Origin of the sequence: Luteimonas sp. S4-F44 (assembly GCF_022637415.1) — a bacterium.
Lineage (GTDB): Bacteria > Pseudomonadota > Gammaproteobacteria > Xanthomonadales > Xanthomonadaceae > Luteimonas.
This window is the reverse complement of sequence record NZ_CP093340.1, coordinates 373,986-389,130: the sequence shown is the minus strand read 5'-3', so window position 1 is coordinate 389,130 and position 15,145 is coordinate 373,986. Positions and strand designations below refer to the sequence as shown.

The window sequence follows — 15,145 nt, the reverse complement described above, 5'->3', positions numbered from 1 at the left end:
GGCGACGCCGCCGATGGTCAATCGACCAGAACGAAGTGCGCGCCGCAGTACGGGCAATCGGCCGCGCCGCCCTCGGCCTCGATCGGCAGGTAGACGCGCGGATGCGAGTTCCACAGCGCCATCGACGGCAGCGGGCAGCTCAGCGGCAGGTCGGCACGCCGCACCTCGTACTGCTTGGCGGCATTGGCTTGCGTCGGCTGGACGTTGGCTGCGGTCATGGCGGCGGCATCGATCGAACGTGGAAGGCCATTCTAGCGTGCGCGCCGCTCACCCGTCGGGCGCCGGCCGCGGCCCCGGCGCTCAGCGCGGCAGGTCGAACAGCAGCACGTCGGCAAGGTCCTCGCCCGCGCCCTCAACGACCAGCGTCGCGGCCTCGTCGACCCAGCCCAGCGCATCGCCGGCCGACAGCCGTTCACCATCGACACGCACCGCACCGCGCGCGACCTGGAGCCAGTAGCGCCGGTCCGGCGACAGCACCGCCTCGACACGCTCGCCCTCGCCCAGCAGCACGCCCTGCAGCGTGGCCTGCTGGCGGATCGCCAGGCTGCCGTCGCGGCCGTCGGGCGAGGCCAACACCGCCCAGGCGCCGCGCCGCGCCGCCGGATCGAATGCGCGCTGCGCGTGGCCGGGCGGCAGGTTGACGCGATCGGGCTGGATCCAGATCTGCAGGAAATGCACCGGCGCCAGCGCCGACTCGTTGAACTCGCTGTGCTCGATGCCGTGGCCAGCGCCCATCCACTGCAGCTCGCCGGCCGCCAGCGCGCCGCGGCCGCCCTGGTTGTCCGCATGCGCCAGCGTGCCTTCGAGCACGTAGCTGAGGATCTCCATGTTGGCGTGGCCGTGGGTCGGGAAGCCGGCGCCAGGCGCGACCCGGTCCTCGTTGATCACGCGCAACGGGCCGAAGCCCATCCACGCCGGGTCGTGGTAATGGCCGAACGAGAAGGTGTGGCGACTGTCGAGCCAGTCGGTCCGGACCTGGCCGCGGGCGTCGGCGGGGCGATGCAGTTTCATGACGGCACTCCTGGTCACCTCCCCCGCATGCGGGGGAGGTCGACGCGCACCGCGCGTCGGGTGGGGGCATGGGCCGAGGGCACACGCGCCCACGCCGAAAAATACGCGGGGCCCGGGATTGCCCCCGGACCCCGCTGGGAATCGCGACCCTGCCGCCGGCGCACCGGCGGCAGCGGACGTCACTGCGCGGTGGCAGCGGCCGGTGCGGCGGCGTCCTCGGCGACGACGGCCTCGGTCGTGATCCGCAGTTCGACCTCGTCGCTGACGTTCGGCGCATAGGCGCCGACGCCGAAATCGCTGCGCTTGATCTGCGCGACGGCGTCGAAGCCGGCGGCGGCGCGCTTGACCATCGGCTGCTCGCCGAACTTGTTGATCGTCACGTCGAGCACCACCGGCTTGGTGATGTCCTTGATCGTCAGATCACCGGTGACCTTGAGCTTGTTGGTGCCCGCGCTCTCGACCGACGTGCTCTTGAACGTGGCGTTGGGGTACTTGGCCGCGTCGAAGAAATCGGCGCTGCGCAGGTGGTCGTCGAACTCGGAGACATGCGAGTTCAGGCCGGCCAGCGGCAGCGTCACCTCGACCGAGGACGCGGACACGTTGTCGGCGTCGTACACGATGCGGCCTTCGACCTGACCGAAATGCGCCACCGGATGCGAGAAGCCGAAGTGGCTCCACTGCGCAACCACGTCGGTGTGGTGGGGATCGAGCACGTAGGTGCCCGACACACCGGCGATCGCCTGGGCGGTGTCCTGGGTCTCGGCGCCCGCCTCGCCCGAGGGCTGGGCGGGCGCGGACGCGGCGGGCGCATCGGCGGTGTTGGCGGGCGCGCCGTCCTGCTGGCCGCAGGCGGCGAGAGCGATGGCGGCGGCGAGCGGGAGCAGCAGACGGGTGGTGCGCATGACGGTGTCCTCGGATACGTGGATGGGAACTGCGGAAGGGTGGTGCGGGTAACTCAGACGATGCGCGCGGCTTCGTCGAACGGCAGGCGCGGCGAGCGCGGGAAGATCGTCGAAGGATCGCCCTTGCCCAGGTTGACCAGGAAGTTCGACTTGATCTGCGTGCCGGCGAAGAACTCGGCGTCGACCTTCGCATTGTCGAAGCCCGACATCGGGCCGGTATCGAGGCCCAGCGCGCGCGCGGCCAGGATCAGGTACGCGCCCTGCAGGCTGCCATTGCGGAACGCGGCCTCACGCCGGTTCTCGCGCGGGCCGTCGAACCAGGCCTTGGCATCGGTATGCGGAAACAAGAACGGCAGCTTCTCGTGGAAGTCCTCGTCGTGGCCGATGATGACCGTGACCGGCGCCGACAGCGTCTTGTCGCGGTTGCCCTCGCTCAACGCCGGCGCCAGCCGCGCCTTGCCCTCGGCAGACCTAACGAACACGAAGCGGGCCGGCGACATGTTGGCCGAGGTCGGGGCGAACTTCAGCAGGTCGTAGAGCCGGTGCAGCGTGGCGTCGTCGATCTGCCCGCCGAACCCGTTGTAGGTGCGGGCGGTGCGGAACAACTGGTCGAGCGCGGCATCGGGCAGGGCATCGGTCATCGAACGTCTCGCAAGGACTGGACTGGGCCGCAGTGTAGAGTCACGCGGCGGTGGCGCGCGTGCACCGCCCGGAACGGATGGTCACACTTGTGGAACGAAACCCGCACGACGGCGCCGATTGCCGACATATCTGGGCAGTCAGCGACGGCCGCGCCGGCAACGCCCGCCAAGCGGAAGCTCTAGCTGCGGCGGTGGCGGCGGAGCACCCCGTGGCGCAGCTGCATCTCACGCCCCGGGCGCCGTGGCGCTGGGCCGCCCCCCGGCGCCTGCCCGGCGCCGACGCCGCGTTCGGCGATCCTTACCAGCGGCGGTTGCGTACGCCCCCTGTGCTTGCGATCGGCTGCGGCCGACAAGCGGCGCTCGCCACCCGCCTCGCCGGTGCCCACGGCGCCCGAACCGTGCAGCTCCTCGACCCGCGCATCGATCCGCGACATTGGGATCTCGTCGTTGTGCCCGCGCACGACGCGCTGCGCGGCGACAACGTGCTGGTCGCGCGCGGCAGTCTGCATCCGGTCGACGACGACTGGCTGGCCACCGCCCGTGCGGCGCATCCGACACTGGCGACGCTGCCCGGGCCACGGATCGCGGTATTGCTGGGCGGCGATTCCAAACATGGCCGCTTCGACGTCGCCGCGTTCGAGACCCTGGCCGCGCGGCTCGACGCGCTGGTCGCCCGCGACGGCGGCAGCCTGCTGATCGCAGGCTCGCGGCGGACCCCATTGCCAGTGCGCGCCGCGCTGCGCGCCCGCTACGCCCAACGCGCCGCCCTGGTCTGGGCGGACGAGGCCGACGGCACGAACCCCTACCCCGGCCTGCTCGGCTGGGCAGACCGTATCGTCTGCTCGGCCGACTCGGTCAACATGCTCTCCGAGGCCGCCGCGACCCGCGCCCCGGTATTCGTGTTCGAACCCGAACGCATCGACGGCGGCCCGCGCCGCTTCGTCGACAGCCTGATCGCCGACGGCCGCCTCCACGTCCTGGGCGACGCCATGCCCGATATCCCCGTCGTTCCCCTGCGCGAAACCGCCAGGATCGCCGCCGAGATCCGCACCCGCCTCCTCTAAAACCGGGGTCAGAGTGCATTTTCCCGAGAAATTGCACGCTGACCCCGGTTTTGGCTGCGCACCCAGGCTGCGGCGATCTCGACCGCATTCTGGGCGTCGTCGAGTGCGACATCCGGCGAGACACCCTCGGGATAGGCGTGGCCTTTCCGATCGACGAACGCCGCGGTCGTCAGCCAGAGCCGGCTGCCATCGGGCAAGGGAAAATCCTGATTAGAGGTCGCCAGCCCGGCGGTTGGTTGTCCGAAGAAGCGTGTCCGCGCACGTCCCCGGAAGGCGACGGCCACCGCCTCGCCAGAGCTTGCGGTCTCCGGGCCGATCAGCACCGCCACTGGGACCCCGGCGAGATCACTGGCGCACGCGTCAAGCCGATCCGGACGCCACGCGGTGCTTCGACCCGCACGATCCTTGATCGCACCGATGTCGCCATCGCCCAGCAACGGCCGCAGCCCCGCGAGCATCGGCCACATGTTGCCGCCCATGTTGCCGCGCAGATCGACGATCCAGCCCGAGGACGCCGCGGTGCGCTGGTCCGCAATGGCAGCGCACAGCGTCTCGCCAAAGCGTCGCCCGGCCTCTCGGTCCGTTCCGCGCAGACCGGGCACCCGTAGGTAGCCGACGCCATCGCGCACATCCGACGCGATCGGTTCCGTCGCAACGGCATCGGCGCGGTACTGCGCCGATGCCTCTGCGGATTGCAGCATGCTGTGTCGGTCTCCGAGCGCCTGGAGCAGTTGGCGAATCGGTGCGTGTGCCGCCGATGCGGGCGCCTCGTCGAGCGCTGGCAAGCGCCCAGTCACCGCCGCCCAGTCGATGCGATCCGCATGCAAGGCCTGCTCGCGTACCGCATGGATCGCGGCCTCCAGCAGCGTGCGTGCCGACAACGCCTTCAACCTCACGGCCCGGGCCGTCATCGCGCCCGTCGGCTGCAAGGTGACGCCAAGCTTGAGCCGAGTCGTGGCTGGCGGCACGTACAAGCGAAGCACCTGCGAGCGGGCGCCCTCGCCCAGGGCGACGGGATGCGCGCCCGTGCTGGTGAAAGCCAGCCGTCCGTCTGGCCCGTCCGCTCGCAACCACAGCGTCGCAACCCCTGGCCCGCTCAGGACCTCGAGCACGCCGGACAGTTCGACGTCTCGCCCACGGTAAGCGTCGGCCTCCAGGGCCGTGATCGCACCTGCGAAACCGGAGGGTCCTGTCGCCTCGGCCGACAGCGTGAGCGCAGCCCCTCCCGGCGCATCCAGATTGCCGCCGCCGGCCACGACCGATTCGGGCCCCATCGGCGACCACGATACCGACGCCTGCGCCATGCCCCCTACCAGCAGCAACCCCCACAGCAATCCGTGACGACGCATCCGGTTCACCTCCTGTGCGATGCAGCGCGCATCGTAGCGAGACGACGCGCCCCGGTGCATCGCCAGCACTTCCGCCTCTAGAACCGGGGTCAGAGTGCAATTCTTTTGAAATTGCACTCTGACCCCGGTTTTGGGGGGTGTGAACGCGGGCTCGACAAGAGGTGGGCGAGGATGGACTGCACGTCTTCATCACGCGCTGTCGCCCGCACCGATCGCCGGTCGGGGCGGCCATCCACGTCGTTCCCTGCATCCCGAGGAATCTCCATGCGCGCTCTGGTCGTTCCGCTTCAGGATGCGCCCTCGCCCGAACGCCTGAAAGGCCGCGTCGATGCGCGCCTGTCCGAACTGCTGCCCCGGCCCGCCGATCATCGCGATCTGGTGTGCATGGCGATGCGCGAGGCTGCGCTCGCGGCGGGCAAGCGGACGCGTCCGTTGATGGTCGTGATCGCGGGCCGGGAGCTCGGCGGCGATCCGGCCGCTTTGCTCGACCTGGGCTGTGCGATGGAAATGGTGCATGCCGCGTCGCTGGTGCTCGACGACATGCCGTGCATGGATAACGCAGCGCTACGGCGCGGCCGACCGACAATCCACCGCCGTTTCGGCGAGGACGTCGCCGCGCTAGCCTCGGTGGGGCTGCTCAGCCAGGCGTTCGCGACGGTGGCGGCCTTGCCGGGTGTGGCCCCCGCCGCGCGCACGCGCATGGTCGGGGTGCTCGCCACCGCGATCGGACCCCAGGGCCTGGTCCGCGGCCAGTGCCTGGATCTGCGCGACAGTGGCGTACGCGCCGCAGACGAGATCGCCGACACCAACCATCTCAAGACCGGCGCATTGTTCGTGGCGGCGCTGGAGATGGCCGCGCTGCTCGCCGATGCTGACGAGAGCACGCGGCGTGCGCTCGGCCGGGTCGCACTCGAGCTGGGGCAGGCGTTCCAGCTCCAGGACGATCTGCGCGACAGCCACGACAGTGCATCCACCGGCAAGGACAGCCACCAGGATGCCGGCAAGTCGACCCTGCCGTCGTTGCTCGGCGTCGACGAAGCCGAGCGCCGGCTGCGCGTGCATCTGCAGCGCGCCCGCGACACGCTGGCGGACCTCTACGGCGAGGACAGCGCGCTGGAGGCGTACTGCAGCCGCCTGTTCGGAGCGCCGCGATGAAGCTCGCGGCCGGTGCCGGCGACGCGGCGTCGTTGGTGGCCCGCAAGAACGATCACCTGGACATCGTGCTCGACGACGCCCGTGCCCGCACGCGCGTGGCGACCGGCCTGGCCGACTACGTGTTCGAACATTGCGCGCTGCCCGAGCTCGACCTCGATGCGATCGATCTGAGTACCACGCTGTTCGGACGCCTGCTGCGCGCGCCGCTACTGATCAGCTCGATGACCGGCGGCGCGCTGCGCGCGACCGCGATCAACCGCCACCTCGCCGAAGCCGCGCAAGCGCTGGGCATTGCCTTGGCCGTGGGCTCGCAGCGGGTGGCGTTGGAAACCCCGGCCGACCACGGCTTGACCCGGGACCTGCGGCGCCGCGCACCCGACGTGCCGATCCTTGCCAATCTCGGCGCTGCGCAACTGCGCGACGGCGGCCCGGACCTGGCGCGGCGTGCGGTCGAGATGATCGACGCCGACGCGTTGATCGTGCATCTCAATCCGCTGCAGGAAGCGGTCCAGCGCGGCGGCGATCGCGACTGGCGCGGCATTCTCGGCGCGATCGAGCAACTGGCCACGCGTACGCCCGTGCCGCTGGTGGCCAAGGAAGTGGGCGCGGGCCTGTCGCCCGACGTCGCCCGGCGCCTGTGGAACGCGGGCGTGTCGGTGATCGATGTCGCCGGTGCCGGCGGCACCAGTTGGGCCGCAGTCGAGGCCGAACGCGCACGCGATCCTGCGGACCGGGCCGTGGCGATGGCCTTCGCCGGCTGGGGGATTCCGACTGCGCGAGCGATCGCCGACGTCCGCCAGGCGCTGCCCGAGGCCACGCTGATCGCCTCGGGCGGGATCCGCGACGGTGTCGACGCCGCCAAGGCGATCGCGCTGGGCGCCGATCTCGTTGGTCAGGCCGCATCGTTGCTCGCCAGCGCGGTGGCCTCGACCGAGGCGGTCATCGCCCATTTCGAGATCGTGGTGCGGCAGTTGCGGATCGCCTGCTTCTGCACCAGCAGCCGCGACCTCGGCGCCCTGCGCAATGCGCCCCTGCGCGACCAGCGTGGCGACCGCATCCCGCCGCCGGCATGACCCATTTCGCGTTCGTCGCCCCGCCCTTTCCCAGTCACATGCGCGCGCTGCAGACGGTCGCGCAGGCGCTGATCGATCGCGGTCACCAAGCCACCTTCTTCCATCTGCCAGAGGCCGCGGGCTGGCTCAGCGACCCGCGCATCGGCTTTCGCGCGGTCGGGGCGGCCGACCAGCCAGCCGGCGCGCTGGCCGCGATGCTGCGGCGGGCCGCGCGGCCCGGTGGCCCCCTGGGCCTGCGCCGCGTGATCCAGGACGTCGCCGAGTCGACCGACTTGCTGTGCCGCACCCTGCCCGATGCCTTTGCGCGCGCCGGCATCGACGCGGTGGTCTGCGATCAAATGGAGGCGGCCGGCGGCCTCGTGGCCGAGGCGCGCGGCCTGCCCTACGTCTCGGTCGCCTGCGCGCTGCCGGTCAACCGCGAGCCCGGCGTGCCGCTGCCGGTGATGCCGTGGGCCTACGCCGACGATGCGCGGACACGGCAGCTGTGCGAGGCGAGCAGCCGCGTCTACGACCGTCTGATGGCGCCGCACTGCCAGGTGATCGCGCGCCACGCGGCGGCGTTCGGCCTGCCGCCCCGCCAGGCGCTGCACGACTGCCTGTCGCCGTACGCGCAGCTCAGCCAGACCGTCGCCAGGCTGGAATTTCCGCGCCGCGCGCTGCCCGCGCACTTCCATCATGTCGGTCCGTTGCGCGATGCGACGCCCGATCCGCCGCTGACGCTGGACCTGGCGGCGGACCGGCCGCTGGTGTTCGCGTCGCTGGGCACCCTGCAGGGCCAGCGGTTGGCAATCTTCCGCCGCATCGTGCGCGCCTGCCGCCGGTTGGATGCGCACCTGGTGCTGGCCCACTGCGGTGGCCTGTCGCCGGCCCAGGCGCGCAGCTTGCAGGTGCCCGGCGAGGTCGAGGTCGTGGACTTCGTGCCGCAACGCGCGATGCTTGCACGCGCCGATGCGGTGATCTCGCACGCCGGGCTCAATACCGTCCTCGATGCCTGCGTCGCCGGCACGCCGATTCTCGCGCTGCCGATCGCCTTCGATCAGCCGGGGGTCGCGGCCCGCGTGGTCCATGCCGGCGCCGGCCTGAAGGCCTCCGCGCACCTGGCCGGCGCCAGCCGCTTGCAACGCCTGCTGACCCGGCTGCTCACCGAACCGGACTTCCGGCAGCGCGCGCAGGCGCTGGGCGTCGCGGCGCAGGCCGCGGGCGGCAGCGCGCGTGCCGCCCGGATCGTGGAGGCGGTGGCGACCACCGCCCGCCCCGTGTTGGCCGAGGCCGCCTGATGGACGCGCATCACGACTTGATCCTGGTCGGCGGTGGACTGGCCAACGCGCTGATCGCGCTGCGCCTGCGCGATACCCGCCCCGACCTGCGCGTGCTGGTGCTTGAGCGCGGTCCGCAGCCCTGCGGCAATCACACCTGGTCGTTCCACGACAGTGACCTGACCGATGCGCAGCGGCGCTGGCTGGCACCGCTGGTGCATCGCCATTGGCCGGCGTACACCGTGCGCTTCCCCGAGCGGCAACGGCGCCTGGACGGCGGCTATGCCAGCGTGCTGTCGGACACCCTCGCCGCACGCCTGCGCGACGCGCTCGGCGATGGGCTGCACTGCGACACGGCGGTCGTCGAGCTGGCGCCGACGCAGGTCGTGCTCGGCGATGGCCGCACGCTCACCGCCGATGCCGTCGTCGACGGCCGCGGCGCACGCCGGAGCCCGTCCATGGCGCTCGGCCACCAGGCGTTTCTCGGCCGCGTGCTGCGCACCGCGCAGCCGCATGGGCTGGAACTGCCGATGATCATGGACGCCGATGTGCCCCAGGGACAGGGCTACCGGTTCGTCTATCTACTGCCGTTCTCGGCCGACACCGTGCTAGTGGAGGACACCCACTACGTCGACGACGACCAGCCCGATTTCGATGCACTCGGCGCGAACATCGACCGCTACGCACGCAACCGCGACTGGCAGGTGACGGCCTGTCTGCGCGAGGAACGCGGCGTGCTGCCGATCGTGCTCGACGGCGATGTCGATGCGTTCTGGGACGAAGGCGGCCGTCAGCCGCGCGCCGGTCTCGCCGCCGGCTTGTTCCACCCCACCACCGGTTACTCGCTGCCGCACGCCGTCCGGCTCGCCGACCGCATCGTCGCAAGCCCCCGGCTCGATGCCGAGTCTCTGTACGCACTCACCCGGGACGAAGCATGCATGCGCTGGCAGCGTCAGGCGTTCTTCCGCGCGCTCAATCGCATGCTGTTCCGCGCCGGCCGCCCGCAAGACCGCTGGCGCGTGATGCAACGCTTCTACGGTCTGCCAGCGGACCTGATCGCCCGGTTCTATGCCGACCGCCTGCACCTGTTGGACAAGCTGCGCATCGTCGCCGGCAAGCCGCCGGTCCCGGTCGCGGCCGCCTGGCGCGCCGTGCGCGACACCCCCATCGCTTCGAGGAAGACGCCATGACGGCACCCAAACGCGCTGTGGTGATCGGCGCGGGTTTCGGCGGGCTCGCGCTCGCCATCCGGCTGCAGGCCGGCGGCTGGCAGACCACGCTGCTCGACAAACGCGACAAGCCCGGCGGCCGCGCCTACGTCTACGAAGACCAGGGCTTCGTCTTCGACGCCGGCCCGACCGTGATCACCGATCCCTCGGCGCTGGAGGAACTGTTCGCGCTGACCGGCCGGCGCATGGCCGACTACGTCGCGCTGCTGCCGGTTGAGCCGTTCTACCGATTGTGCTGGGAGGACGGCTCGCACTTCGATTACGCCAACGACCAGGACGCGCTCGACCGCCAGATCCACGCGCGCAACCCGGCCGATGTCGCCGGCTATCGGCGCTTCCTCGCCTACTCCAAAGCCGTGTTCGAGGCCGGCTACGTCGAACTGGGCGCGGTGCCGTTCCTGTCGTTCCGCGACATGCTTGCCGCCGGCCCGCGTCTGGCCCGGCTGCAGGCGTGGAAGAGCGTGTACGGCATGGTGGCGCGTTTCATCCAGGACGAGCACCTGCGCCAGACGTTCTCGTTCCATTCGCTGCTGGTCGGCGGCAATCCGTTCAAGACCTCGTCCATCTACACCTTGATCCACGCGCTGGAGCGGCAGTGGGGCGTGTGGTTCCCGCGTGGCGGCACCGGTGCGCTGGTGCGCGGGCTGGTGCGGCTGTTCGAGGACATGGGCGGACACATCGAACTCAATGCCGACGTCGCCCGGATCGAGGTCGCGCAGTCGCGCGCCACCAGCGTGCAGTTGGCCGACGGCCGGCAGTTCGCGCTCGACGCGCTGGCCTCCAACGCCGATGTCGTGCACACCTACGACCGCTTGCTCGGCCACCATCCGCGCGGCGCACAGCAGGCGGCCGCGCTCAAGCGCAAGCGCTTCAGCATGTCGCTGTTCGTGCTGTACTTCGGTCTCGATCACCGTCACGAGCAATTGCGGCATCACACCGTGTGCTTCGGCCAGCGCTACCGCGGCCTGATCGACGAGATCTTCGACGGCCGGACGCTCCCCGACGACTTCTCGCTCTACCTGCACGCCCCCTGCGCGACCGATCCCTCGCTCGCACCGCCCGGCTGCGGCAGCCACTACGTGCTCGCACCAGTGCCGCACCTGGGCAATGCCGACATCGACTGGGACGTTGAAGGCCCGCGCTATCGCGACCGCATCTTCGACTACCTCGAGCGCTTCTACATGCCCGGCCTGCGCCAGCAACTGGTCACCAGTCGCTTCATCACCCCGTTCGATTTCCGCGACACGCTCAATGCGCATCACGGCTCGGCGTTCTCGCTCGAACCGGTGCTGACCCAGAGCGCGTGGTTCCGTCCGCACAACCGCGACGCCGATATTCCCAACCTCTATCTCGTCGGCGCCGGCACCCATCCTGGCGCCGGCGTGCCCGGTGTCGTCGGTTCGGCCAAGGCCACCGCTGCACTGATGCTCGACAGCGCGGCGCCATGAGCAGCGCGCTGCTCGCGCACGCGCATCGCACGATCGCGGCCGGCTCCAAGAGCTTCGCCACCGCGTCGCGGTTGTTCGATGCCCAGACTCGTCGCAGCGCCGTCCTGTTGTACGCCTGGTGCCGCCACTGCGACGACGTTGTCGATGGCCAGCATCTGGGTGCGGGCGGCGCGGCCGATCCGGGCGGGGGCGCCGAGCGTCTGCACATGCTCTACGCGCAAACCCGACAGGCCTACGCGGGCGAGACGATGACCGAGCCCGCCTTCGCCGCGCTGCAGGCCGTCGCCCTCGCGCACCGCATCCCAATCGCGCTGCCGCTGGCGCATCTGGATGGCTTCGCGATGGACGTCGACGGGCATCGCTACGACACGCTCGACGACACGCTGCGCTACTGCTACCACGTCGCCGGCGTGGTAGGCCTGATGATGGCGCGCATCATGGGCGCGCACGACGACGCCACGCTCGACCGCGCCTGCGACCTCGGCCTGGCGTTTCAGCTGACCAACATCGCGCGCGACATCGTCGATGACGCGCAGGTGGGCCGCTGCTACCTGCCCGACACCTGGCTGGCCATGCACCGGGTGCCGAGGGCGGAACTGGCCGATCCTCGCCACCGGCACGCCCTGGCCGACATGGCCGCAGCGCTCGTACGCGCCGCCGAGCCCTACTACGCGTCCGCCCGGCACGGCCTGGCAGCGCTGCCGCTGCGTTCGGCGTGGGCGGTGGCCACCGCCCACGGGGTCTATCGCGAGATCGGCCTGCGGGTCGAACGCGAGGGTATGCGGGCGTGGGACCGGCGTGTCAGCACCTCGCGTGCGACCAAGCTGCGACTGCTCCTGCGCGCCGCCGGTACCGCCGTGCGGTCGCGGCGGCAGGTCTCGCCAGCACGCCCGGCGCAGCTGTGGCAGCGGCCGTTGACCTCAGACGCGGGGCGATGACCTGGGCGCAGCGTGCCGGCGCAGCGGGCCGCCGTGGATGCGCCGCAGATCGGCCTTGAGCCGGTCCACCGAAGGCGCCCACAGGAAGCCGAACGACACGCAGCCGTCCTTGCCGTCCACCGCGTGGTGCATGCGATGGGCCTGGTACAGGCGCTTGAGATAGCCGCGGCGCGGCACGTAGCGGAACGGCCAGCGCTGGTGCACCAGGCCATCGTGCGCGATGAAGTAGAGCGCACCGTAGGCGGTCATGCCTGCGCCGATCCATTGCAGCGGCGGCCGGCCATTCGTCCCCAGGTAGATCAGCGCGATCGCGATGCCGGCGAACACCACCGCGAACAGGTCGTTCCTCTCGAAGCGCCCGCGCCGCGGCACATGGTGCGAACGATGCCAGCCCCACCCCCAGCCGTGCATGATGTACTTGTGCGCGGCCCAGGCCACCCACTCCATCGCAGCCAGTGTGCAGAGGAAGACCGCAGTGTTGGTGAGCAGGGACATGGCCGGCGTCGCGGGCGGATGCGACAGCGTAACCACGCGCTGTGAAAGGCCGCGTCAGGGTGGCATGGCCCAACGGTCGCGGCGCCTGTGACCCGGCCGCGCTCCTGGCGCTCGGGCTGGCGCCTGGAGGACAGGCTGGCCTTCCCACGCCTGCGCTGGCTGCGCCACGACAGCCTGGTGGTGCTGGCCACGCTGGGCCTACACGTGCTGTGGCTGCGCATGCTCGGTCGCAGCCTGGTCTGTCCCTGCGGCGTGGTCACGCTGTGGCAGTTCAGCGACGATCCCGCGCAGAACTCCCAGCAGGCCGCCGATGCCTACTCGCTGCTGCACGTCATCTTCGGGATGGGGCTCTATCTCGTCTTCACCTGGCTGCGTCCGCGCTGGCCGCGCATCGACCGCGCCGTGCTGGCGCTGATCAGCAGCACCGCCTGGGAGATCATCGAGAACACGCCCTGGGTCATCGCGCTGCTGAACAATGCGACCAACGCCGCGCCCGACTACCACGGCGACAGCATCCTCAACTCGCTGGCCGACACCGGCTTTGCGATGCTCGGCTTCGCGATCGCCACGCGTCTGCCCTTGCGATGGATCGTCGTGCTGGCGCTGGCGCTCGAACTGAGCGTGAGCCTGCGCATCCATGACGGCCTCCTGCTCGCCGGTGGCCGCCTGGTGCTCGGGCTCTTCAGATAGCGCCGGTGATCGCGGCCACGCGCAGGCGACCCGCCTAGATCCGACCGCCCGGTGTGCGCGGCAGCAGCGCGGTCGCCAGCCCGAGCAGCGGCAGGTAGGCGGTGACGTGGTACACCCAGACGATGCCGCGCGCGTCGGCCAGTTGACCGAGCGCGGCCGCGCCGATGCCGCCGATCCCGAACATCAGACCGAACATCACGCCCGACACCATGCCCACACGGCCCGGGACCGCCTCCTGCGCATAGACCACAAGGGCGGCGAAGGCCGACGACATCACCAGGCCGATCACCACCGCCAGCACGACTGTCGCCATCAGCCCGACATACGGCAGCGCCAGCGCGAACGGCGCCACCCCCAGGAACGAGATCCAGATCACCGCCTTGCGCCCGATGCGGTCGCCGACCGGACCGCCGGCGAATGTGCCCAGCGCGATCGCGCCGAGGAACAGGAACAGACAGACCTGGCTCTGCTGCACGCCCAAGTCGAAGCGCTCGATGAGGTAGAACGTGAAGTAGTTGGTGAACGAGGCGATGTAGACGAACTTCGCGAACATCAGCACCGCCACCACCACGATCGCCTGGACGACCTTGCCGCGCGGCAATCCGCTGCCGCGGCGGCCCGCCAGGCTCGCCAGCCGCGCCTGGCCGTGCTGCACCGACCAGCGCGTGAGCCGCAGCAGCACGAACACCGCGAGCCCTGCGACCAGCATCAGCCAGGCGACCGCCGACTGCCCATGTGGAATCACGACCGCGGCCGCCAGCAACGGACCGATGGCCTGACCGGTGTTGCCGCCGACCTGGAATGTCGACTGCGCGGTGCCGAAGCGCCCACCCGACCCCATCCGCGCCACGCGCGAGGCCTCGGGATGGAACGTCGCCGAACCGACGCCGACGATCGCCGCCGCCAGCAACAGCATCGGATAGCTGTGCGCCGCCGCGAGGGTCGCGATACCGACAAACGTCACCGCCATGCCGGCCGGCAGCAGATACGGCATCGGGTGGCGATCGGTGTACAGGCCGATCCACGGCTGCAGCAACGAGGCGGTGATCTGGTAGACCAATGCGATGCCGCCGATCTGCCCGAAGCTCAGGTCGAAATTGCTTTTGAGCATCGGGAAGATCGCCGGCAGCGTCGCCTGGATCAGGTCGTTGAGCAGATGCGCGAACGCGGCGGCGCCGACCACGCCGAGCGCGAAGCCCTGCGCAGGCGGGGTCGGATCGGATGCGACGGCGGCGGGGGGCTGGGACGAAGGCTCGGACATCGAAGATCGGTTGAATCGCGAGCGCCGCGGCCCGCGCGCCCGCGTGGTCCGCGGCGGCCTCGGGGCGCATCGGCGGCGCCGGATGCGTGTGTGTGGGGAACCGAAGCCTAGGCCATCGCCGTCGGCGTGTCATGCGCCCGCACACGCGCCGGTATGCTGTGCGCATGCACGACCACGTCACCACCGGGTTCGCGCTGCGTCCTGCGCGGCTCGACGATATCGACGGCATCTTCCACGTCCGCACTTCGGTGCACGAGAACGCGCTGAGTCTCGATGCGCTCGCGGCCCTGGGCATCACCCCCGCATCGATCGCACAGAGGCTGCAGGACGCGCCCTGCGCCTGGGTCGCCTGCGACGGGCCGACGGTCGTGGGCTTTTCGATGGTCGACCTGGACGAAGGTGCGCTGTTCGCCGCGTTCGTGCTGCCGTCGCACGAGGGCCGCGGCATCGGCAAGGCGCTCGTGGCGCCGGCCGAGCGCGCCTTGTTCGCGCGGCATTCGATCGCCTGGCTCGAGACTGCCGGCGGCTCGCGTGCAGAGGGCTTCTATCGCCGCCTGGGCTGGGGCCAGGCATCCGACATCGGCGGCGGCGACATCCGGCTGGAGAAGCAGCGTCCCTGACGCGCGCCGGCGG

General features: G+C 70.7%; 16 protein-coding genes. 9 read left to right on the top strand and 7 right to left on the bottom strand.

All coding sequences use genetic code 11. The features are described from left to right. Positions 1-17 precede the first annotated feature (17 nt). The 4 genes from MNO14_RS01765 to MNO14_RS01750 all read right to left on the bottom strand — a co-directional run bounded on the left by MNO14_RS01765 (position 18) and on the right by MNO14_RS01750 (position 2,554). Entirely contained in the window at positions 18-218 is a 201-nt protein-coding gene (locus MNO14_RS01765; protein WP_047135595.1) for a zinc-finger domain-containing protein, read from the bottom strand. Between the two features lie 82 nt (positions 219-300). After that, complete coding sequence (locus MNO14_RS01760) at positions 301-1,011, bottom strand: pirin family protein (RefSeq protein ID WP_241945102.1); 711 nt, start codon at positions 1,009-1,011, stop codon at positions 301-303. 179 nt (positions 1,012-1,190) lie between these two features. After that, positions 1,191-1,913, bottom strand: coding sequence for a YceI family protein (locus MNO14_RS01755; RefSeq protein ID WP_241945101.1), 723 nt, complete (start codon positions 1,911-1,913; stop codon positions 1,191-1,193). A 53-nt stretch (positions 1,914-1,966) separates the two neighbouring features. Then, positions 1,967-2,554 carry a malonic semialdehyde reductase gene (locus MNO14_RS01750; protein ID WP_241945100.1) on the bottom strand — a complete coding sequence of 196 codons (588 nt, stop codon included), beginning with the start codon at positions 2,552-2,554 and terminating at the stop codon, positions 1,967-1,969. Between the two features lie 77 nt (positions 2,555-2,631). On the opposite strand from MNO14_RS01750, the gene MNO14_RS01745 reads away from it, so the two are divergent. After that, entirely contained in the window at positions 2,632-3,618 is a 987-nt protein-coding gene (locus MNO14_RS01745; RefSeq protein WP_241946227.1) for a mitochondrial fission ELM1 family protein, read from the top strand. 8 nt (positions 3,619-3,626) lie between these two features. Here the strand turns inward: MNO14_RS01745 and MNO14_RS01740 are convergent, their stop codons facing one another. Continuing rightward, positions 3,627-5,027, bottom strand: a complete 1,401-nt coding sequence (locus MNO14_RS01740) for a S41 family peptidase (protein WP_241946226.1) — start codon at positions 5,025-5,027, stop codon at positions 3,627-3,629. 204 nt (positions 5,028-5,231) lie between these two features. On the opposite strand from MNO14_RS01740, the gene MNO14_RS01735 reads away from it, so the two are divergent. From MNO14_RS01735 to crtB, 6 genes are read left to right on the top strand one after another with little or no spacing between them, the layout of a single operon-like run. Next, positions 5,232-6,122 carry a polyprenyl synthetase family protein gene (locus tag MNO14_RS01735; protein WP_241945099.1) on the top strand — a complete coding sequence of 297 codons (891 nt, stop codon included), beginning with the start codon at positions 5,232-5,234 and terminating at the stop codon, positions 6,120-6,122. Further along, complete coding sequence (gene fni / locus MNO14_RS01730; RefSeq protein ID WP_241945098.1) at positions 6,119-7,195, top strand: type 2 isopentenyl-diphosphate Delta-isomerase; 1,077 nt, start codon at positions 6,119-6,121, stop codon at positions 7,193-7,195. The genes MNO14_RS01735 and fni overlap by 4 nt, the downstream gene beginning before the upstream one ends. Beyond that, positions 7,192-8,472, top strand: a complete 1,281-nt coding sequence (locus tag MNO14_RS01725) for a nucleotide disphospho-sugar-binding domain-containing protein (protein ID WP_241945097.1) — start codon at positions 7,192-7,194, stop codon at positions 8,470-8,472. Before fni ends, MNO14_RS01725 begins: the two co-directional genes overlap by 4 nt. Further along, a complete protein-coding gene (gene crtY, locus MNO14_RS01720) occupies positions 8,472-9,641 on the top strand; it encodes a lycopene beta-cyclase CrtY (protein ID WP_241945096.1) in 1,170 nt (389 codons plus the stop codon). The genes MNO14_RS01725 and crtY overlap by 1 nt, the downstream gene beginning before the upstream one ends. After that, on the top strand, positions 9,638-11,128 hold the full coding sequence (locus tag MNO14_RS01715) for a phytoene desaturase (RefSeq protein WP_241945095.1): 1,491 nt from the start codon (positions 9,638-9,640) through the stop codon (positions 11,126-11,128). Before crtY ends, MNO14_RS01715 begins: the two co-directional genes overlap by 4 nt. Beyond that, positions 11,125-12,066, top strand: a complete 942-nt coding sequence (gene crtB, locus MNO14_RS01710) for a 15-cis-phytoene synthase CrtB (protein ID WP_241945094.1) — start codon at positions 11,125-11,127, stop codon at positions 12,064-12,066. The genes MNO14_RS01715 and crtB overlap by 4 nt, the downstream gene beginning before the upstream one ends. Here crtB and MNO14_RS01705 read toward each other — a convergent pair. Next, a complete protein-coding gene (locus tag MNO14_RS01705) occupies positions 12,049-12,561 on the bottom strand; it encodes a sterol desaturase family protein (RefSeq protein WP_241945093.1) in 513 nt (170 codons plus the stop codon). The two genes, crtB and MNO14_RS01705, sit on opposite strands and share 18 nt — an antisense overlap. Before the next feature lie 87 nt (positions 12,562-12,648). Here MNO14_RS01705 and MNO14_RS01700 point away from each other — a divergent pair, with 87 nt between their 5' ends. Continuing rightward, positions 12,649-13,251, top strand: a complete 603-nt coding sequence (locus tag MNO14_RS01700; protein ID WP_241945092.1) for a DUF2585 family protein — start codon at positions 12,649-12,651, stop codon at positions 13,249-13,251. A gap of 34 nt (positions 13,252-13,285) precedes the next feature. Here the strand turns inward: MNO14_RS01700 and MNO14_RS01695 are convergent, their stop codons facing one another. Further along, positions 13,286-14,512 (bottom strand): MFS transporter, encoded by a 1,227-nt coding sequence (locus MNO14_RS01695; protein WP_241945091.1) that lies wholly within the window; start codon positions 14,510-14,512, stop codon positions 13,286-13,288. Positions 14,513-14,676: 164 nt separating this feature from the next. Here MNO14_RS01695 and MNO14_RS01690 point away from each other — a divergent pair, with 164 nt between their 5' ends. After that, a complete protein-coding gene (locus tag MNO14_RS01690) occupies positions 14,677-15,132 on the top strand; it encodes a GNAT family N-acetyltransferase (RefSeq protein WP_241945090.1) in 456 nt (151 codons plus the stop codon). The last annotated feature ends 13 nt before the right edge of the window (positions 15,133-15,145 follow it).